Origin of the sequence: Paenibacillus sp. 598K (assembly GCF_003851045.1) — a bacterium.
GTDB lineage: Bacteria > Bacillota > Bacilli > Paenibacillales > Paenibacillaceae > Paenibacillus_D.
In genome coordinates this window covers 327-21,545 of the sequence record NZ_BFBX01000087.1, presented here as the reverse complement: position 1 = coordinate 21,545, position 21,219 = coordinate 327, and the positions used below count along the sequence as shown (strand labels likewise).

Sequence of the window (21,219 nt, the reverse complement as noted above, 5' to 3'; positions counted from 1 at the left end):
GCACAATATCTTAATATGAGACAGACCTGCAGTTAACAAATCGCTGCTATTGTACTCTGGAATGCATTATTCGTATCTAGGGGGAGCAGCAGGAAGATGAGAGTCATTCATGCGAAGAAAACGGTCGCGATCGTCTCGTTGGCAGCTATGATGGGAGCACTGAACTGGGGTTGGGCGGCCGAGCCCAGGGTCGAAGCGTCCGACGCGCCGCCAGCGATCCTGGTGGTCGAGGACTTCGAGGACGGGATCGCCGATGTGAAGTTCAATCCGAAGCGGATGTACGACGCCACGCTCCATCTGGAGGATCGTCCGAAGCTTGTGCGCAATGGGCAATACTCGGCCCGCATCGATTACGACATGATCGACGTCGTCGACAACCCGTCGCAGATCGAGGTCGGCTACACCGCAGGCCGCATCCCGGTGACGGGCTATCCGGCGAAGGTCGGCATGTGGGTGTACGGCAACAATGAAGGCCATCTGCTGACGACGAAGTTCCGCGACCAGGGCGGGTCCTCGTTCCAGGCGGAGTTCTACGACGAGACGTCCGCGGGCATTAACTGGTCGGGGTGGAAGTATATCGAGGCGGCTGTCCCGCAAGGGAAGTCGGGCCCGATCGTGCTCGAGCTGTTCTTCCAGCTGAAGCAGTCGAATATGAGCAAGAAAAACAAGGGCTCGCTCTGGGTCGACGATATCACCTTCATCTACGAGGAGACGGGCGAGGACCGGGACGTGCCGCTCATCCAGCCTCTCAAGCCTGTCGCGGACGAGGTGCTGAGCGCGCCGCTGGAGCAGCTGAAGGTGGCGCTGAGCGACAGCGGCTCGGGGCTCGATCTCGATACGCTGGCGGTGCGGCTCGACGGAGAGGACATTACGTCCGGCATCGACTACTCGGCGGAGACGGGGCTGCTGACGTACCCGGGCAACCAGGTGGATGGCGGCTATCATGAGCTGGTGCTCGAGGTCAAGGACCGTAGCGGCAACCCGGCTAGTACAGCCTATGCCTTCACTGTCGACAGCGGCGAGCGGCTGTACATGTCTGCTGCCGAGGAAGCGGTGAGCAACGAGCTGTATCCCGTCCGTATTGGCGTCAAGGACTACGCAGGCGCAGAGCAGGCGCAGTTCACCCTGCACTATGATCCGGGCACGCTCCAGGTTGCCGATGTGAGCGCAGCGGCAGGCGTGAGCGTCACGCCAGTGATCGACAATGCCGGTGGAGTCGTGCAGCTCGCGCTGAGCGGGCTCAGTGCAGCCGCCGCTCGGGATGCCGTGACGGTGAACTTCAGAGTCGATGCGCAGGCCGTGCTGGCGCGCGGCGAGGCGTACAAGAGCATCCGCATGCGCGAGTCGAGCCTGATGGCAGGCCAGACGCAGACCAGCTCGCCGCTGGCGGCGCCGCTCCGCTACACGATCGCATTCCCGTATCAGCTGAGTATGACGGGGGTGGGTCTGGGCACGACCTCGACGCTGACCGTCCGGGATCGCGAGGGCAGACCGTATGCCGGGGCAGATATCGTATTCAAGGGCCTGCTGGGGGAGAGCTCGCTCCTGACGGTGACGGCAGCGACCTCGCCGATCTATGCCGATGACGATGCGTCTTCCGCCGTACTCCGCACAGCGCAGTCCGGCGAGCGATACTACGGCTCGGCGGAGTCGGATGACGGGTGGTTCGAGACGATCCTGCCCGACGGCCGGACAGGCTATATCGCCGAGGCCGACGTGAGCGCGCAGCTGCTGAACGGCAGCCTCGGGCAGACGGATGCCGACGGTGTCTTCACGACTGATCTGACGACGCTGGCGCTCGGCGCTTATCAGCTCCAGGCGATCGTCGGCGATCAGAACAGCAAGGTCGTCAGCTACGAGGTCGTCGAGCCGTACGGCACAGATGAGCCGCAGCATGTCCAGACGTATGTCACGGAGGATCTGTCCTCGCAGCTGAGCGTCGCCTGGCAGACCCGCTCGGCCCGGACGTCGACGGCGATCCAGTACATCGAGGCGGCGCAGTGGGGCGCAGGCGCGGAGCCGGATGCCGCGCAGGTCCGAGAGCAGTTGGCCGAGAGCGAGCTGCAGGTACTCAGCATGCAGGAGAAGGGGAGCAAGGGCGAGATCCGCTTCCACAACGTGCTGGTCGAAGGCCTGAAGCCTGCCACCGCCTACAAGTACCGGGTTGGCTACGAAGGCAACTGGACGGCGTGGCATGACTACACGACGGTCGATCGCGACATGTCGACGCCGACCTCGTTTTTTTTCATCACCGATTCGCACACGAACCAGGCGCAAGGCATGGAGACCTATCAGTCTCTTATGACTGAGGCGATGAGGCAATATCCGACGACTCAGTTCGTCATGCATGGCGGCGATATGGTCGATGCGGGGGGCGCTTTCGAGGAGTGGCGCAAGTTCTGGCAGGCTTCCTCGGTCTATGCGACCCGCCTGCCGTCCGCGCTGACGCTGGGCAACCACGACGTCAAGAGCGAGGGCAAGGACGTGTTCACCAAGGGGGCGAACTTCCCGGTCAACGGGCCGGAGGGCCAGCGTCAATATGCGTATGCCTACGATATCGATGACGCGCACTTCGTCGTCTTGAACTCGGAGGGCACCGAGGAGCAGATGATCGAGCAGGCGGCATGGCTCGAGGAGGATCTGAGCAACAACGACAAGAAATGGACGATCGCGATGTTCCACCGCCCGGCCTATCATACGGAGAACGGTCGCGGCTCGCTGGTAGAGTATACGCAGCAGTACTTCGCGCCAATCCTCGAGGCGCATAAGGTCGATCTCGTCCTCGTCGGCCACGATCATGTGTATGCTCGCACATATCCGATGCAAGGCGGCAAGCCCCTCGGCGCCGACGCGCAGGGCACCGTCTATCTCGATGGCGGCGCTTCGGGATGGAAGTTCTACGAGGGCATGAAGTACGATTACTTGAACTACATCTTCGATGAAGACGTGCCGGTCTACTCGCACATCACCGTCGCCGCGGACAAGATCCAGATCGAGGCGCGTACGATCGATGGACGACTGTTCGATACGTTCAGCGTCGCGAAGCCGAAGCCAAGCGTGCCGTGGACGCCAAGCCCTTACCCGCAGCCGGAGACCAAGCCAGAGATCAAACCGGAGCCGCAGCCAGAACCGACGCCGGAGCAGCCCGCTCCGTCACCGCAACCGGAGCCGAGCCCGCAGCCGACGCCAGCGAAGCCGGTGTTCAGCGCACAGGTGGACATCGCAGCGGTGCGGGCGATGGCCGACAAGGCTAGCGCTGCTGCGCCGGTACGCTTCACCGATGTGTCCGTCTCCTCATGGAGCGCTTCGTTCATCGAGCGCGCATCGAGGATGGGGATCGTCAAGGGCTACGGCGACGGCTCTTATCGTCCGCAGGGCAAGGTGACGCGCGCCGAGTTCGCGACGATGCTCGCCCATGCCTTCGCGCTGCCAGCCTCTGGTGCGGCGTCCTTCTCGGACACGCAGGGACACTGGGCAGCGGAGGCGATCGCGGCCTTGCAGGCGACAGGCGCCATCAACGGCTATCCGGACGGCGCCTTCCGGCCGAATCAGCCGGTGACGAGAGCCGAGATCGTCGCGATGCTGGCCCGATTCACGTCATACGCTCCCGGACCGGCTCCAGCCTTCCCGGATGTCGCGCAGAACAACTGGGCGTCCGAGGCTATCGCAGCCTTTGCGGCCGCAGGCATCGTCCATGGCGACGGCGAAGGCAGGTTCCAGCCGGATGCATCGGCATCGCGCGCCGAGTCGGTGACGATGATCATCCGTCTGCTGGATTTGTTGCTGGCAGCGTAGTTTAGCATAACGCAGAAGGCCCTGAGCTTAGGCTCAGGGCCTTTTTGCTGTTCGACCGGGAGCGACGCGGTTGATTAACCAGCTTAATTAATCCTATACTTAATTTACAATATAAAAGACTTACTGGCACCAAGGAAGGGGCAGAGCATGAACGAGAAGCCAAGCAAGAGCATGTCTGGCAATCCGCTAATGCCGGGCTGGTACGCCGACCCGGAGGCGCGTATCTTCGAGGGCAAATACTGGATCTACCCGACGTGGTCGGCGCCGTATGAGGAGCAGACGCACTTCGATGCATTCTACTCCGAGGACCTGGTGAACTGGACCAAAGCCGAGCGAATCCTGATGATGGCGGATATCTCCTGGGCGCATCAGGCGATGTGGGCGCCGTCGCCGGTGGAGCGGGACGGCCGCTACTATTATTACTTCGCGGCCAACGACATCCAGAGTAACGACGAGCTTGGCGGCATCGGCGTCGCGGTCGCGGATCGACCGGAGGGGCCGTACCGCGATGCGCTCGACAAGCCGTTGATCGACCAGTTCGTCCATGGCGCGCAGCCGATCGATCCGCATGCGTTCATTGACGACGACGGGACGGCTTATCTGTACTATGGCGGCTGGGGCCATTGCAATGTCGTCCGGCTCGGCGAGGATATGACTAGCCTCGTCCCCTTCGAGGACGGAGAGACGTACAAGGAAGTGACGCCCGAGTTGTTCGTGGAGGGGCCGTGCATGTTCAAGCGCGGAGGCCGTTACTACTTCATGTGGTCGGAGGGCGGTTGGGGAGGCCCGGACTACTCGGTCGCTTATGCGATAGCGGACTCGCCGGTCGGCCCGTTCCGTCGCGAGGCCAAGATCCTGCAGCAGGACCCGGCCGTCGCGACTGGCGCCGGACATCACGGCATCCTCCAGGTGCCGGGCACCGACGAGTGGTACATCGTCTACCATCGTCGTCCTTTGGAGGAGACTGATCGCAATCGCCGGGTCGTCTGCATCGACCGGATGACGTTCGCTGCAGACGGGCGGATCGAGCCGGTCCGTCTGACCTTCGAGGGAGTTGCGGCGCGGTCGCTCCCCCGTTAGTATAGCTCGATGTTGGTGCGATCAGGGTTGGAGTCATTGCAGTTCTATAGTAAGGAGGAGGAGCAGGATGTCCGATAAGAGCTGGTTGGTGATCCAGTATCCGCTGAAGAGCCTGAAGGGAAGCAAGCGCGATCACTGGCTGCGGGAGAAGGTAAGCGAATACGTGGAGATGGTGCTCAGCGAGGACGAGCTAGGTTATGTCGATGGCTCGGATATCGGTCGCAGCGTTGCTGATCCGAATACCTATGTTCTCAACATCTTTTGTGTCGTGACGCAGGAAGCGGTAGCGATCGCGCAGGTCAAGCGTGTCTTGCGAGAAAGTCGACTGGATCATACGCGGGTCAAGATCGCGACGATGCCGGAGGGCGGGGAGACGTATACGCTCCAGTATGCAGCCCGCAAGGGCGTGACAGATTTCTCACTGTAACGGCTGCCGGCGTCTGGTTAACCTCGCCAGCACCATCCGAACCGCAGTCAGGAGGACGGTGTATGGCGACTGCGGAATTCGGACGGCGTCATGCCGGTATACTTCTGGAACACCTTGGTGAAGTAACGACGCTCCTGGTAGCCGACCTGAGCGCCGATACGGGCGACCGAACCTTCGCTGGACAGCAGCAGGCTTTGGGCGGTCTCCATGCGCTGCCTCGTCACATGCTCCAGGAACGTCTCATGGAAGTGATTCTTGAACAACAGACAGAAGTAACTGCCGCTGATCCCCAGATGAGCGGCGATATCCTCGATGCCGAAGTCTCTCCCGAGCTGACGGCGGATGTACGTCTCGGCTGCGTGCATGAGCTGCTCGGGCGAGCGCTTGGAGCTGGTTGTTGGAGCAACGTCCAGCCCAGCGACAGGAGGCATCTCCGGCGCGGGCGAGCTCGGCTCCTCCGAGGCGTGGCGACTGCGTATCTCGTCGGCCAGTCGACCGACGATTCGCTGCAGCTCCTCATAGTTGATCGGCTTGCTGATATAATCCTTGACCCCGTAGCGCAGAGCGCTGCGGGCATATTCGAATTCATGGTATCCGGTCAGCAGCAGCACCTCGCACACATGCCCGCGCTCGCGGATGTGCCGCAGCATCTCCAGACCATCCATGACCGGCATCCGGATATCGCTGAGGATCAGATGCGGTCGACTGGCTTCGACTGCCGCGAGCGCTTCGGCGCCGTTGCGTGCCAGCTTGACGATCTCGATGTTCATCTCCTCCCAGGGCAGCACGAGAGAGAGGTTGTTCAGGATCGGCTGCTCGTCATCGACGAGCAGGCCCTTCAGCCGCTGTATCCCCATTCGTCTCCCCCGTTTCCTGTAATGGAATGACGCACCGTATCGTCGTGCCCTCGCCCGGGGCCGAGCAGACGAACAGTCCGTAGCGGCTGCCGTAGTGATAGCGCAGCCGGTCTGCGACGCTGCGCAGTCCGAGTCCGCGGCGTTCGGGAGGTTCCGAGGACTCGGAGGGCTCCTCGTCGGACGGTCGGGCCGAGTGCAGCGCCAGCAATTGCCGATCCGTCATGCCGACCCCGTCGTCGGCCACGGTCAGCAGGAGGCGCTCGCGCTCTGTATGCGCGGTGACGGTCAGACGTCCTTGCCTGTCGAGCCCCTCGAAGCCATGCTGCAGACTGTTCTCGACCAGAGGCTGCAGCGTCAGCTTCAACAGCTTGCAGGACAGCAGCTCCTCCGGGATGGAGATCGCATAGTCGAACAGATCGCCGAATCGGAATTTCTGGATATCCAGATAGCTGCGCAGATGCTCGATCTCCTGCTGCAGCGGGATTTCATCGGCCTCCTGGATGCTGATCCGGAGGATGCTCGCCAGGCGGAGCACCATCTGAGAGACCTTGCGGCCTTCGTTTTGCACAGCCAGCACATTGATCGACTCCAGCGTGTTGAACAGGAAGTGCGGCTTGATCTGCGCCTGCAGCAGCCGCAGCTCGGCGGCGGCCTTTTGACGCTGCTCCCGCTTCACCTGATCGAACAGCGTGTGAATCTTGATCATCTGATGGTTGAACCCCTGCTCGAGCAGCAGCAGCTCGCCGCTGCCTTTCTCTTCGACGCGCGCGCCCAGCTCGCCATCCTCCACCTTGCGCATGAAGCGGACGATCTTGCCGATCGTCCCCGTGATCTGATTCATGAAGCCCAGGCTGAATACCATCGTCGCCAGCAGACAGACGAGCAGGATCGCTGCGAACCAGCGCGTGAAGGTGACGATCTCGCTGGACAGATAACGCCAGGAGACGACCGAGACCAGCCGCCACGGATGATCCTGGATCGGGTAGATGGAGACGAGACTTTCCTCCCCGTCGAAGGGCGACTTGAAACTCTGGTAGCCCGAGGGCAGACCGGACGGAGGGGAGAGGTAGCGCTGGAGCGCTTCGCCGTTCAGTCGTCCCTCATCGTCATAGAGGATCATTCCCTGGTCATTGACGAGCAGATAGCGGGTCGTCTGGCGGTTGTCGCCGAGCTTCAGATGCTTGAAGATATCCTCGAACTCCCAGTTCTTGATCTGGACGAACAGGATGCCGACCCGCTGCAGCTTGCTCAGCTCCTTGACCAGCCGGATCTGGGTGAACACCGGACCCGAGCCCGTCAGCTCCGGGTATTCATAAGGGCCGATCCAGACGGGTACGCCATTGCGGCGCATCACCTCCTGATACAGCGGATGCTCCTTGAACTGCTCGTAGGGCAACGTCTCGAAGTTCTCCTTGTTGAACACCGTGATGATCCGCGAGCGCTCGCTGTCTCCCGAGATGCGGTACAGGAAGGCGAAGTCGATCGAAGGATGGCTGAACAGAATGGAGCGAAAGTACCGTTGGTCGGCATTCAGCGTCAACTGATCGGCATCGGTCAGATTGTACGCATCCGGCTGGTCGGGGAGCAGGGCTCCCTGGAATACCCCTCTGGCAATGCCGGTATCGGTCACCGTGTCGATGCCCTCGAACACATTGGCAATGCTGTAGCTGATCGCCTTGAGCGCGTATTCGGCCTGCTGGCTGTGCTTCGTCTCGATCGAGCGGAAGGTGACCAGATAGATGATGACCCCCAGGATGCACAGCGGGATAATGACCAGAGCTATAAAAGCGGTCAACAGCTTGACGCGCAGGTTCATCGCATTCGCTCCCGTCTCGCGGTTTAGCCTTTGATGCTGCCTGCGGTGACGCCCTCGATAATCTTCTCTTGCAGCACAGCGTAGAGGACCAGCACCGGCAGCACGCTGAAAATAATGCCTGCGGACATCTGCGCATAGTTGGTGTTGTACGCGTCCCGGAAGCCTACCATGCCCACAGGCAATGTCTTGAGCGCATCGTCGGACAAGAAAAAGTTAGCGAGCAAAAATTCGTTCCAGTTGCCCAAAAAGTTAATGATAAAAATCGTCACTAAAGCTGGCAGTGTAAGTGGTATGATCATCTTAGCAAATAAACCGGCAGGGCTCAATCCGTCCATAACAGCCGCTTCCTCGATCTCCCCGGGCAAGGAGCGCATGAAGGCGGTCAGGATAATGACGGAGAACGGGATCGCATTGGCCGTATAGGGGATGATCAGCGCCAGATGCGTATCCAGCATATGCAGCTCGCGCATCATGCCGTAGATCGGCAACAGCAGCGCGTTGTTCGGGATGAGCATCCCCAGCAGCACCAGCTGGAAGAGCAGCATGCTCAGTCGGCGGTAGCGCATGCGCGAGATCGCAAAGGCCAGCATCGCCGCCAGCAGGATCGACAGACAGGCCGACAAGAGCCCGATGTACAGGCTGTTCAAGAAATACGTGCTGATCTTTGCATTGACCCAGGCGTTGGCGTAGTTGGCCCACTGCAACGACTCGGGCAGACCGAACGGACGGGCGGCGATCTCCTGGTTGCTCGTCTTCACCGAGGAGAACAGCACGAACAGGAACGGATAGAGAATGACGAGCAGATATCCCATTAGGAATACATGGGGAATCGTCCGCTTCGCAGTCTGCATCAGGCTTCCCTCCCTTCGATCCGCCGGGCGATCAGCAGTTGGTAGATCGCCGTCAGGACGATCGTAAAGACGAAGATGAGGACGGCGATCGTGTTGCCATAGCCGTGCTTGAAGCTCGTAATGGCGTACCGGATCATATAAGTCGCCATCACATCGGTCGAACCGGCCGGCCCGCCCTTGGTCATGACGAGCACGATGTCTGCGGCCTTCATCGCTCCGGCGATCGAGAGCATGACGACGACGGAGAGGATCGGCACGATCAGGGGCAGCGTAATCCTCAGCGCGCGCTGGATGCCTGTCGCGCCATCGATGCGCGCAGCCTCCTCCAGCTCGGCGGGGATCGCCAGGATCGCAGCCAGCACCATGATGATATAGAAGCCCGTCCATTGCCAGGCGTTGGTGATCAGGATCGCCAGCATCGCCCACTTGCGATCCGACAGCCAGTAGACCGGCTCGATGCCGAGCAGTCCGAGCGCTTCGTTCATCAGCCCGAAGTCGGGATGGTAGATGAAGCCCCAGAGGATGCCGATGACTGCCGTGGACATGATCGAGGGCAGGAAGACCGCTGTCTTGTACAGCCCCTTCAGCCGTTTCACCTGGGCGATGAGCAGCGAGAAGAGGATAATAACGGGCACCTGGACGAAGCAGGAGAACAGGATAAAGTAGCTGTTGTTTTTGACCGAGCGCCAGAAGGCAGCGTCGTCGATCGCACGCGTATAATTGTCCAGCCCGATATACGCCTTGGTCGGAGAGATGCCGTTCCAGCTCGTGAAGCTGTTGATGACGGCCGTCAGGACGGGATAGATAAAAAAGGCGATGAACAATAGCAGTCCAGGCATCACGAATAAAAAATAGGTTAGCGGGCGGCGCAGCGCTTTGTTCATGAGGACCTCCATTCACGCATTCGATAGGACTTGCCAGGGGCAGCGGTAGAAAAAGGGACGCCGCCCTCTGTACCGGCAAGCGTCCCTGCATGCTGCGCTTATCTAAACGGCTCTTATTTCTCCGGAATGAAACGCGTTGGGCCGTCAAAGGGCGGCGTCAGCCGTTTCACCTTGAACCTACTTATTGCTCTGCGGCGTTGGCCGCTTCCTGTACGGACTGCACCTGCTCCAGCATCGACTCGGGCGACGTCTCGCCGCCGATGATCTGCTGGATGCCGATGCTGAGCGCGGTGTTGACGTCGGCCTGCACGAGCGCGTCGAAGGCAGGGAACGAAATGCCGATTTCGCTCACCGCAGCGAAGATATCTTGCATGAGCGGGTCCTCCGAGGCGGTCTTCATCTTATCCAGATCGATCTTCATCGCAGGCAGTACGCCATCCTCCTCGAGGCCGCGCAGCTGCATCTCCTCCGTCCACATGTTCTTGATAAAGGCGGTCACCGCCGCCAGCTTCTGCGGATCGCTGGCGACCGCCGCCGAGAAGCCGTAGCCGTTGTTCGCATCCTGCATGACGACGACCGGGTCGCCTGCCTTGAGCGGCGGCATATTGAAATATCCGATCTTGCCCACCATGTCTCCGGCTTGCTCGGCATCCCGGAAGACCGAGTTGGCCCACGAGCCGTCCATCATCATGATCGCTTCCCCGGTGATGATCTGATTCCGCATGTCGGCATATTCGAAGCCCAGCTCGCCTTTTTTGAAGTAGCCCTTCTGCACCCACTCCTGATGCTTGGCGACCGCCTGGGCGACGCTGGGGTCGGTCCATTTCGTTTCGCCGGTCTTGAAGCCGTAGGTAATGGCCGGACCGCCGTAGTAGGACCAGAGATTATTGGTAGTCATCAGCGGGATCCAGGCATCCTTGGACGATTGGGCGAATGGGATTTTGCCGTCCGTTTTGATCGTCTCGGCGATCTGCTCCAGCTCGGCCAGCGTCTTGGGGATCGCCAGTCCCTTCTCCTCGAAATACTGCTTGTTGTAGAAGTACCCTTCCACCGACCCGCCGATCGGCAGACCGTACACTTTATCTTCATAGGTGAAGGGGTCAAGCGTGGTGAACTGGTCGCGAATGCCCAGCTCGTCAAGGATCGGCGTCAAGTCCAGCATCAGCCCTTCCTTGGCGAACAAGGCGGCGTCCGGACTTCCGAACACGTCGAACACCTCCGGCGGCTTGCCGGTCGCCATCTCGCCGCGCAGCTTCTCCTTGCGATTGACCTCGGAGTCTACGCCGTCGAGCTTGATCTTCAGTCCCGGAACCTCCGCTTCGGTCTTCTTGACCACATCCTCGAGCAAAGCAAAACGGAATTTCTTGGACTCGCCGACCTGCGTATGCCGGATTGTAATCTCGAACGGCGTCGCTTCCGCCGGGGCGTTGTCCGTGCCCTTGTTTTCGGTCACCGCTTCTTTACCGTCGCCGCCGTTGCCGCCTACCCCGTTCGTTGCCGGAGTATTCGAGTTGGCGCAGCCCGCCGCCCCTACCGTTGCCGCGAGCAGCAGCGCCGTCCATTGCAGCTTGCCTTTCTTCATGCGCATATCCCCCTTGCTTCCATATATTGATGGCCACACCTTCATTATAGGAAGCGGGCTACCGCTTGATAAGGGCTTCATATTTCTAATACAGGGATAAGATCGTCTACAACGGGGAGGCGGGAGCAAGAAGGGATCAAGCTTTTTGAAGCGGAGCTGACGTCGTTAAGAGCGGGAGTAGCCAAAGTATATATGTTGTTCTACCGGGTCTATGATAACGGGCTGCACGGCATCGAATGGTTCATCGAGGAGCGAGGTCGGAAATACGGCTCGGAACTGCAAAAATACCTCTATTTACGCTCCAAAGCGGGTGCAAACGGAATTTTAGTGCAAAAGTGCAGTTATTTTTGGGAAAAGGCACACATGAAGCGAATCCAGCCTCATTTAAGTGCGCATTTGCATTTATTGCCCCTTTTCTAACCCGTTTCGCGACAAATAAAGGTACTTTTACATTTATCCTATCCCGGCCTTCGTCCCCGGATTTCGAGTACTTCTGCTGTTAGATCATCAAAGAACTCTTGAAACAACAGGGATCGGAAACCCCTTCTCCTCGTAACGTGGACCGGAACGTTAATTCACGGATGTCGTGGCTATCGGAGTGTTATTGTCATAAATGGTAGCAGACAAATCGTGCGCGCTATCTGGACTCAGGAGATAGTCAAGATCGTCTTGGGCGATAGGAGGAGATTGAATAACCATAAACGTAGTTAATAATTTCTTTTGATCCCCCTGGCGATCAAGGAGGGTGAAGCCAGTAGTATACCCTGCCCCTTGCTGGCCGAGTATTTCCGAAGTAGCGCCGGTAAAGTTCAGTTTGACTCCGATTGCAGCCAGTTCCTCCTCAGAGATATTTTCCGTGGTCAATATGAGATCGTATTGAATGCCTTCATAGTGGTCCTCGCCTTCAGAGACCGACGCTTTTTTGCTTTGGATGGACTGTAGCGTAAAAGAGTCCGAAGTATACTTTGACGGTTCTGGATCTTTAACGTTTGCTTCGGAGGAACAGCCATTAGCTAGAAGCAGTATAACAAGCAAAAAGCTTAAAGAGACGAGCTTATGCATTTGTATCATCCTTTTGCAACATGATAGTCATCATTATACAGCAGTTGCGTTCGCTCGTCAGGACGGAGCAGGTGTTCAAGCTTACCTTTCTATTACCCAGCTGCTATACTGGACGGATATAACGCTAGACAGGGAGGGGCTTATCATTCGAGAGGGCTTTCATAAGTTTGGTTGGGGATTTCTGTTTATCTTGTTCGATTTTCGCATCATGGGTGTTGATCTTTTTCCCGATGTTGTCGGGTTTATCCTGTTCGCTCTCGGGTTCCAGGCGTTGGCACGGGAGAGCGACCATTTCGAACGGGCCAAGGCGATGAACATCGTCCTGCTGCTCCTCTCGCTCTTCACCATCTACGAGCCGCCCAATACCGAGGAGGGCGTAGCGGTCTATCCGATTGGCCTTATCGTCGGCATCTTGACACTGGGACTGCTGCTGATCGTCGTCCATCATTTGCTGTCAGGGGTCAAGGACATCGCCGGCCGGCAAGGGCGTACCGATCTCGTAGAGGAGGCGGGGCAGAAGTGGACCTTCTTCCTGACGTTCCAGCTGGCTACCTTGCTCATGCTGGTGCTGATCTTCATACCGCCTCTCTTCATCCTGCTCGGATTTGCGCTCTTGATCGCAGCTATCGTCCTCGTCGTCGTCCTGATGCGATTCATGTGGCGCTGCGCCGGAGAGCTGGAAGGGCAGGGGCCAGTGGATCATTGGCAGCCGTAGGTATTAGGAACCAAATAGATATTTCCATGGCGTGTCGATTGTGGTATTATTTTGGTGAATGATACCTAGAAAAGGAGGCTTGTCCTTGACGCCTTCCAGAGTGCTGCGATGGGTGACTGGCTCGTTGGAGATTGTCCTCGCGATTCCGTTTTTTGGAGCTTCCATTGTAATGGGATTTGCTTATGTTCCGCTTTTGGTGATGCTCGCCTTGCATATTTTGACTCTCGTTTTGTCAGTATCGAATCGTGAGCCATCGTATGGATCGATTATGGGCATTGTTACTTCTGTCCTGGCGTGGATTCCATTTGTAGGTTTCGTTATGCACCTCATCACAGGCATACTGTTGATGGTGAGCGCTGCCGGAGGCAATGCGCGTCCACCCCATCATACGCTTCCGCCCCATCATGCGCGTCCGCCGTACTGATGGTTACAGGTGCCGAGACGGCATGAACATACAGGATCGAAATGAAGAAATGGCGGCGTTCAAGAAGCTCGAGCCCCGCCATTTTTGGCATGTCTGCATTAGAGATGTGCTACATCAGCTTGCTTACAGTCCACGGGGACTGTTTTTTTGATGGAAGGGGCTGCATCGAGTGGTCAAGCGATTGCTGGTCGTCATCTTCGCGGGATTGATCGCCGTGCCCTTCATTCCGCTATCGATGGTCTTGGATCACAGCGGCCAGCCAGACGATATGCTGGTGCAGGAGGGCGTACTGGATCTGTCGGAGTGGGATATGGAGCGGGCTGCGCGGATACGCTTGAACGGCGAGTGGGAGTTCTATTGGGACCGACTGTTGATGGAAGAACGAGCAAGCGGCGCGCCTGCCCCTCGTCTGAGCCCTGATGCGATGGTCGATGTGCCCGGACAGTGGAACGGTACGCGCATAGGGGGGCGTACAGCGCCGGCATATGGAGCGGCCTCGTACCGGGCGGTGCTGCGCAATCTGCCTCAGCAGGGCACCTACGCCCTCAAGAAGCTTAATATCCGCTTTTCGAGCGAGATCTATGTCAATGGACAGCGAGTGATCAGCGACGGCCGGGTGTCGCGCGAAGCTGAGGCTTATGAGGCTGGCAATAGTCCTGCGCTCGCGTTTTTCCCTTACGAGGGGGGAGAGCTAGAGATTGTCATCCAGGTGTCGAACTATGATTACGCCAACTCCGGTATTCCGCTGCCGCTGCTCTTCGGCGAACCGTCCGCGATGCTGGCGGCCGATTACCTGGGCAAGGGGCTGGAGCTGAGCGCGCTGGCCGTCATGGGGGCGCTGGCGATTATTTTCTTCATTAGTTACGCAGGTGCGCGGTTCTACGGCAATCGGGATGATGCTTTGCTGTTGCTCGGATTTATCTGTGTCGCTTTCGGTATCTATAACGGTATGGTCAGCGAGCGCGTGATCTCGATGCTGCTGCCGCAGATGACCTTCGAGACGTTTTACAAGCTCAAGGACATAGTCTCGACCGTTTGCATCAGCTTGCTCACCTTTTATTTTTATCGGCTCCGCAATCGGACGATATCCGGCTCCTTGACGGTCCTCATGATGGGAATGCTGGCAGCGTATGCGATTCTGGTGGTCTTTACGCCGATCTCTTTCTACCTCGGCATTTCGGTCTTCTTTATTGGCTGCTATAGTCTGATGATCGGGTGGTTCCTGTACAAGACGGCTGTCCTGTATATCTCGAGCCGGCCCGTTGAGCGGTTTGGCGCGTTGCTGCAGTATACGACGGTCTTGTGCGTGTCGCTGTATTGCGTCGATATCAGTCTGTTCTCGATCTCGTTGAAGTCCAACGTCTGGAGCGGTCAGGTCTATATCGTCCTCTTCAGCATCCTCGTGTTGTTCCTGGCCGTGCTGCGCTTCTTCGAGGCCTATCGGACAGTGCAGGCGATGAAAAACCAGCTGCTCCGGATGAATCGGATCAAGGACGACTTCCTCTCCAATACGTCTCATGAGCTGAAGACGCCGCTGCACGCGATCGTCAATATGAGCCACAGCCTGCTGAAGGGGGCCGAGGGTCCGCTCTCCGACGGTCAGGCCCGGACGCTGGGGATCATCATCGGCAGCGGGAGGAGGTTGACGGAGCTGGTAGACGAACTGCTCGACTATTCCAAGATGAAGTATAGCGACATCCCGCTCTATAAAAATACGGTCGATCTCAAAGCGTCGGTCGACTCCATCCTGCGCATCCACTCGTTCCTGCTGCACGGCAAGCCGGTCTCGCTCGTCAATCAGGTGCCCGAAGACTTCCCGCCGCTCCATGCGGACGGCAACCGGTTGATCCAGATCCTGCATAATGTCGTCGGCAACGCCGTCAAGTTCACCGAGCGCGGATCGGTCGCCATCGCCGCCTCGGTCCGAGAGGGGATGGCGGAGGTCCGGGTGACGGATACCGGTATCGGTATCCCGCCGGATCAGCTCGAGCGGATCTTCCTCCCCTTCGAGCAGTCGGGCGTCCGGCCGCACCACGCGAGCGGTACGGGCCTGGGGCTGAGCATCACGCGCAAGCTGGTGGAGCTGCACGGCGGCACGATCCGCGCGCAGTCGGCGGCAGGGGAGGGCGCGTGCTTTGTCATCACGCTGCCGCTAGCTGCAGCAGACCGATCTGTCGTGGCGGAGAGTCGCCAGCAGGAGGTGGAGCCGCTAGTCGCCGCAGCGGCGGCAGACCTCGCACAGACACGCTATCCCATCGTCGCCCAAGGCGCTCGTCCCGAGATGATCCTCGTCGTCGACGATGATGCGGCTAATCTGCAGACGATGGCGAGCTTGCTGAAGCTGGAGGGCTACAGCTACGCCCTGGTCCATCGCGGCGGACCGGCGCTGGCCTTGCTGGATCGGATGCCGGAGGTTCATCTGGCTGTTGTCGACATCATGATGCCGGATATGTCCGGCTACGAGGTGCTGCTCCGACTGCGGGAGCGCTTCTCGCCCTCCGAGCTTCCTGTGCTGATGCTGACAGCAGGCAATCGGGCGGACGAGCTGCAGCTGTCTCTGGAGGGCGGGGCCAATGACATTATGGCTAAGCCCTTCCAGGCAGAGGAACTGCTCGCCAGAGTCGCCAGCCTGACGAGATTGAAGACGTCCGTACAGGAGGCTAAGGCGGCGGAGATTGCTTTTTTGCGCTCCCAGATCAATCCGCACTTCCTTCATAATGCGCTGAATGCGATCGCCGAGCTGTGCGTAGAGCGTCCAGCGCAAGCCGAAGAGGTGACGCTGCAGTTGTCGCGCTATCTGCGGAGCTGCGTTCAGTTTCGCCAGCTTGATTCCTACACCAGCCTCGCGCAAGAGCTGGAGATGGTGCAGGCCTACGTCAGCATCGAGCAGGTGCGATTCGGCCCCCGGCTGCAGGTCGTCTACGAGATCGACGCAGACGTGACGATGCGGATCCCGCCCTTGCTGTTGCAGCCGCTCGTGGAGAATGCGATTCGTCACGGTCTGATGTCGCAAGTCGAAGGAGGCAGCGTGACGTTGTCGATCAGGCGCATCTTGGAGGAGGAGACACGGTTTACGGTGCAGGACGACGGCGCGGGCATGAGCCAGGAGCAACTGGCGGCCGCGTTGCGGGCGGAAGGCGCTGCGGGCGGGGTCGGGCTGTGGAACATTGCCAGCCGCTTGCGGCTGCTGTATGGCAGGAGCTTTCGGATCGTTAGCGAGGAGGGTAGCGGGACGGTGGTGACATTCGAGCTGCCGATGCAACTGCCGACTATAGTACGGGGGGAGGGCCGATGATGCGCGTTATATTGGTTGACGATGAGGAGCTGCCGCTCAAGCGGCTGAAGCGGATGCTCTCCGTCTATGCGGACATCCAGATCTGCGGGGTGTTCCATAATCCGGCGGAAGCGCTCGATTATACGGCTGTTCACCCGGTGGATGCCGCCTTCCTCGACATTACGATGCCGGGTCTCTCCGGCTTGCAGCTGGCAAACCGGCTGCGCGAGCTGCGGCCGGCCTTGGCCTGCGTCATCGTGACGGGCTACGATGAGTATGCGGTCCAGGCTTACGATACGGATATCCTCGATTATGTCGTCAAGCCGGTCACAGAGGAGCGTCTGGCCCGCACCCTCCAACGTCTGCGTCGGCAGCTCTTGGCGGACGATCAGGCACACCCGCTGCCCCAGCCCCAGTCACAGCTTCAAGGGACGAGGCTGTCGATCCGGCTGCTCGGCGGACTGGAGATCAGCAGCGGCGGATCGCGCCGCGAGCCTGTGAAGCTGCGGTCGCCGAAGACGCTGGAGCTGCTGGCGCTCCTCGTCTGCCACAGGACGATCAGCCGCGAGGAGGTGGCGGATACGCTATGGCGCGACCTGGGGCCGGACAAGGCATGGAAAAATCTGAACACCACGCTCTACTATATCCGGCGAGCGACGAGCGAGGGCGGTCTGCTCCCGTTCCTGTCGACAGAGGGCAATATGCTGCATATCGACCCGGCTGCAGTGGAGTGCGACATGTACGAGTTCGAAGCTTTGCTGCAGGAGGCGCGCGAGATCGGGGACTTCAGCGACGATCAGCTGCGCCGGATGGACCGGCTCTATCGGGAAGGCGGCCTGCTCAAGGGACGAATGTACGAATGGGCGACCGAGCGCGCCAGACGGCTCGAGCATGAGTATGCGGCGATGCTGGAGGCGGCGGCCCGCAGCAAGGGAACGGAGCCGCTGCGGGCGCTGCAGCTCTATGAGCGGCTGCTGCAGCTCGACGAGCTGCGCGAGGACATCCATCGCGAGGTGATCCGGCTCTATGTGGCGATGGACCGCCAGTCGGAGGCGCGACGGCAGTATCGTCTGCTGGCGCAGCTGCTCGACCGGGAGCTGGGCGCGCCGCCCGACCCGGAGCTGCGTCAGCTGCTGGATAGCTGAGGAAGGAGCGCTGACCGGTTAGTACAGCTCCCGGCAGAGGTGGCCGGAGCGCTTCGGCGCGGGAGCGACTCAGGGCACTCGTCCCCGCGCGCAGCTCCCGGCGCGCGGGGGGCCGGCCGCATGACGGCGGTCGGACGACCTCGGAGCAACGTCACATCATTGGAGCACACAGGCTCGGCCGATTATCGGCCGGGCTTCTTGGCGATGGAATTTCATGCATTCGTCACAATAAGAGTGATAGGAATAACATCGACACGACTTCGTGTGAAGTAGATCACATAATTTCCCCTCCGCTCTCTCCTATAATGAATGAGTCGAAAGGAGAGGTTCACATGGAAGCTGTCGAGCTTGCCAGATTACAATTCGGCATCACGACGATTTATCATTTCTTGTTCGTGCCGTTGTCGATTGGACTGGCGTATTTAATTGCATTTATGCAGACGATGTATGTCATCCGCGACGACGAGAAGTATAAGCGCATGACGAAGTTCTGGGGCAAAATTTTCTTGCTCAACTTCGCGGTCGGCGTCGTCACAGGGATCATGCAGGAGTTCCAGTTCGGCATGAACTGGGCCGACTTCTCCCGTTATGTCGGCGCCGTGTTCGGCGGGCCGTTGGCGGTGGAGGCGCTCGTCTCCTTCTTTATGGAGTCGACGTTCCTCGGCATCTGGATCTTCGGCTGGGACCGGCTGCCCAAGAAGATCCACCTCGCCTGCATCTGGCTGGTGGCTGTCGCGGCTACGCTGTCGGCGCTCTGGATTCTTAGCGCCAATGCGTTCATGCAGGAGCCGGTAGGCTTCGAGATCGTCAACGGCCGTGCCGAGATGAACGATTTCTTCGCCTTGCTGGGCAACAAGCAGCTATGGGTTGAGTTCCCGCACGTTATTTTTGGCGCATTGGCCACCGGAGCCTTCTTCGTAGCAGGGATCAGCGCCTACAAGCTGTTGCGCAAGCAGCAGATCGAGGTGTTCCGCACCTCGTTTACGATTGCTATCGTCGTTGCGCTCGTCTCGAGTCTGCTCACTGCATTCGCCGGTCATGACCAGGCGCAGCATCTGATGACGTCGCAGCCGATGAAGATGGCCGCCTCTGAGGGCGTGTGGAATACGACGGAGGAGCATGCGCCGTGGACCGTCATCGCGTCCATTAGTCCGGAGAAGCAGGAGAACCCGTTCCAGATCGAGATCCCGTATCTGCTCAGCGTGCTCTCCTACAACAAGCTGAGCGGCAGCGTGCCGGGAATGCTGGAGCTGCAAGCGCAATATGAGGCCGAGTACGGCCCAGGCGACTATATTCCTCCTGTGCGGACGACGTTCTGGAGCTTCCGGGCGATGGTCGGCGCAGGCATGCTGATGATCCTGCTCGGGATGCTGGGGACGTACAAGGTCATCCGCAATCGTCTGGAGAACTCGCCGCGTTATCTTCGCTGGATGCTGCCGGCGATGGCGCTGCCTTTCATCGCAAACACCGCAGGCTGGATCATGACGGAGGTCGGGCGGCAGCCATGGGTCGTGTTCGGACTGCAGCGGACGGAGCAGGGTGTCTCGCCCGTCGTCTCTAGCGGCATGGTAGCGACGACGCTGATCGGCTTCACGATCGTCTACGGGCTGATCGCTGCCGCCTTTATCTATTTGGTCGTGCATACGGTGCGCCAGGGCGCAGACGTCGACGCGCCGCACCACAAGGCGAAGAGCGGCCAGCCGCAGGACAGCGGCACAGCCGCGGTGCTGTGATTATGATGAGAAAGCGGGGCGAAGGGTAGATGCTCGAGACGGTTTGGTTTATTTTGATCGCAGTGTTGTTCATCGGCTTCTTCTTTCTGGAGGGCTTCGACTTCGGGGTCGGCATGCTGACGCCGTTCCTGGGCAAGACGGATACGGAGCGGCGCGTCGTTATCAACACGATCGGTCCGTTCTGGGACGGCAATGAGGTATGGCTTATCACGGCTGGCGGCGCGATGTTCGCCGCCTTCCCGAACTGGTATGCGACGTTGTTCAGCGGCTTCTATATGGCGCTGTTCCTCATGCTGCTCGCGCTGATCGGGCGCGGCGTGGCGTTTGAGTTCCGCAGCAAGCTGGAGAGCAAGCGCTGGCGGACGATGTGGGACTGGATTATCTGTATCGGCAGCTTGCTGCCGGCGCTGCTCTGGGGCGTGGCGCTCGCCAATCTGATGCGCGGCGTGCCGATCGATGCGAGCATGAACTATGTAGGCTCCTTTTGGGATCTGCTCTCGCCGTATTCGATTGCTGCCGGACTGAGCATGGTGCTGCTGTTCCTGCTGCATGGCGCGTTGTTTCTGTCGCTCAAGACAGAGGGCGTGCTGCGGGATCGGGCGCGCCGGGTCGCTCAGCGGATCGGCGCCTGGACGAGCGCGGTGCTGCTGCTGTTCGTCGTGCTGAGCTACTTTGAGACGGAGATGTTCTCCTCGCAAGGGATCAACCCCGGCCTCGTGCCGGTGCTCGCGGGAATGGCGCTGCTGTCGGTCCACTTCTTCATCAAAGCCGGACGCGATGGCTGGGCGTTCATCATGACGGGGGCGACAATCGTGCTCTCGACGATAACGGTGTTCCTGCTGATGTTCCCGAATGTTATGATCTCCTCGCTTAACCCGGACTGGTCACTGACGGTCTACAATGCGGCGTCCAACACGTATACGCTGAAGGTGATGACGATCGTCGCAGCGACGGTACTGCCGTTCGTGCTGGCGTATCAGGCTTGGACGTACTGGGTGTTCCGCAAGCGGGTCACCGCACAGGATCATCTGGACTACTGACGGTCAGTCGCTGCGAGCGTGTCGCCTGGACGGCGGCGTCTGGGACAGTAATGTAACGACATGAATCGTTAACCACATCAAAAACAAAAAGGGGGCGGCGGCGATGATGAAGCGACTGTTCAAGCAGGTGCAAGGCACGCGCAAGCTGTTGGCGATCAGCGTCGGACTGGGCGCAGCGGGAGGGCTGCTGCTCATCGTGCAAGCTGTCTATATGGCGCGTATCGTGAACGGGGCGTTCCTGGGCGGCCTCGATCTGACGGCGCTGCTGCCCCCGCTCGGCATCCTGCTGGCGATCATCGGCGCGCGCGCCCTGCTGCAGGGGACGGGCGACTATGCCGCCTCAGCGATGGCGCAGCGGATCAAGAGCCGGCTGCGGCTGCGGCTGGTGAGCAAGCTGTCGGAGCTGGGGCCGGAGTATGGCAAGGGCGAGCGGAGCGGCGAACTGGTCGGCACCGTGTATGAAGGCATCGAGCAGTTGGAAAGCTATCTGAGCAAATATGTGCCGCAGCTTGCGATCTCGATGTTCGTGCCGGT

Annotated in this window: 16 protein-coding genes; 10 read left to right on the top strand and 6 right to left on the bottom strand. The window is 59.6% G+C overall.

What is annotated here, in order from left to right; genetic code table 11:
* The first annotated feature begins 96 nt into the window (after positions 1–96).
* The 3 genes from PA598K_RS23530 to PA598K_RS23520 all read left to right on the top strand — a co-directional run bounded on the left by PA598K_RS23530 (position 97) and on the right by PA598K_RS23520 (position 5,302).
* Positions 97–3,795 (top strand): S-layer homology domain-containing protein, encoded by a 3,699-nt coding sequence (locus tag PA598K_RS23530; RefSeq protein WP_128659308.1) that lies wholly within the window; start codon positions 97–99, stop codon positions 3,793–3,795.
* 147 nt (positions 3,796–3,942) lie between these two features.
* Complete coding sequence (locus PA598K_RS23525) at positions 3,943–4,875, top strand: glycoside hydrolase family 43 protein (protein ID WP_128659307.1); 933 nt, start codon at positions 3,943–3,945, stop codon at positions 4,873–4,875.
* A gap of 67 nt (positions 4,876–4,942) precedes the next feature.
* Positions 4,943–5,302, top strand: a complete 360-nt coding sequence (locus tag PA598K_RS23520; protein WP_128659306.1) for a hypothetical protein — start codon at positions 4,943–4,945, stop codon at positions 5,300–5,302.
* Positions 5,303–5,349: 47 nt separating this feature from the next.
* Here PA598K_RS23520 and PA598K_RS23515 read toward each other — a convergent pair whose 3' ends face one another.
* From PA598K_RS23515 to PA598K_RS23490, 6 genes are all read right to left on the bottom strand, one after another.
* On the bottom strand, positions 5,350–6,159 hold the full coding sequence (locus PA598K_RS23515) for a response regulator transcription factor (RefSeq protein WP_128659305.1): 810 nt from the start codon (positions 6,157–6,159) through the stop codon (positions 5,350–5,352).
* On the bottom strand, positions 6,122–7,975 hold the full coding sequence (locus PA598K_RS23510; RefSeq protein WP_128659304.1) for a cache domain-containing sensor histidine kinase: 1,854 nt from the start codon (positions 7,973–7,975) through the stop codon (positions 6,122–6,124). The genes PA598K_RS23515 and PA598K_RS23510 overlap by 38 nt, the downstream gene beginning before the upstream one ends.
* A gap of 23 nt (positions 7,976–7,998) precedes the next feature.
* Entirely contained in the window at positions 7,999–8,826 is an 828-nt protein-coding gene (locus PA598K_RS23505) for a carbohydrate ABC transporter permease (RefSeq protein WP_128659303.1), read from the bottom strand.
* Positions 8,826–9,710, bottom strand: a complete 885-nt coding sequence (locus PA598K_RS23500) for a carbohydrate ABC transporter permease (RefSeq protein ID WP_128659302.1) — start codon at positions 9,708–9,710, stop codon at positions 8,826–8,828. The genes PA598K_RS23505 and PA598K_RS23500 overlap by 1 nt, the downstream gene beginning before the upstream one ends.
* 181 nt (positions 9,711–9,891) lie before the next feature.
* Entirely contained in the window at positions 9,892–11,292 is a 1,401-nt protein-coding gene (locus PA598K_RS23495) for an ABC transporter substrate-binding protein (RefSeq protein ID WP_128659301.1), read from the bottom strand.
* A gap of 570 nt (positions 11,293–11,862) precedes the next feature.
* Positions 11,863–12,354 carry a hypothetical protein gene (locus PA598K_RS23490; RefSeq protein WP_128659300.1) on the bottom strand — a complete coding sequence of 164 codons (492 nt, stop codon included), beginning with the start codon at positions 12,352–12,354 and terminating at the stop codon, positions 11,863–11,865.
* Between the two features lie 190 nt (positions 12,355–12,544).
* On the opposite strand from PA598K_RS23490, the gene PA598K_RS23485 reads away from it, so the two are divergent.
* The 7 genes from PA598K_RS23485 to PA598K_RS23455 form a co-directional block, all read left to right on the top strand.
* Positions 12,545–13,069 (top strand): hypothetical protein, encoded by a 525-nt coding sequence (locus PA598K_RS23485; RefSeq protein ID WP_128659299.1) that lies wholly within the window; start codon positions 12,545–12,547, stop codon positions 13,067–13,069.
* 85 nt (positions 13,070–13,154) lie between these two features.
* Positions 13,155–13,493 (top strand): hypothetical protein, encoded by a 339-nt coding sequence (locus PA598K_RS23480; RefSeq protein WP_128659298.1) that lies wholly within the window; start codon positions 13,155–13,157, stop codon positions 13,491–13,493.
* 169 nt (positions 13,494–13,662) lie between these two features.
* A complete protein-coding gene (locus PA598K_RS23475; protein ID WP_128659297.1) occupies positions 13,663–16,788 on the top strand; it encodes a hybrid sensor histidine kinase/response regulator in 3,126 nt (1,041 codons plus the stop codon).
* Positions 16,788–17,912 carry a response regulator gene (locus PA598K_RS23470; RefSeq protein WP_221414175.1) on the top strand — a complete coding sequence of 375 codons (1,125 nt, stop codon included), beginning with the start codon at positions 16,788–16,790 and terminating at the stop codon, positions 17,910–17,912. Before PA598K_RS23475 ends, PA598K_RS23470 begins: the two co-directional genes overlap by 1 nt.
* 332 nt (positions 17,913–18,244) lie before the next feature.
* A complete protein-coding gene (locus PA598K_RS23465; RefSeq protein WP_128659295.1) occupies positions 18,245–19,645 on the top strand; it encodes a cytochrome ubiquinol oxidase subunit I in 1,401 nt (466 codons plus the stop codon).
* A 29-nt stretch (positions 19,646–19,674) separates the two neighbouring features.
* Positions 19,675–20,685, top strand: a complete 1,011-nt coding sequence (gene cydB / locus PA598K_RS23460) for a cytochrome d ubiquinol oxidase subunit II (protein ID WP_128659294.1) — start codon at positions 19,675–19,677, stop codon at positions 20,683–20,685.
* A gap of 103 nt (positions 20,686–20,788) precedes the next feature.
* Positions 20,789–21,219, top strand: a 431-nt coding sequence (locus PA598K_RS23455) for an ABC transporter transmembrane domain-containing protein (protein ID WP_221414174.1), incomplete at its 3' end; no start/stop codon positions are given.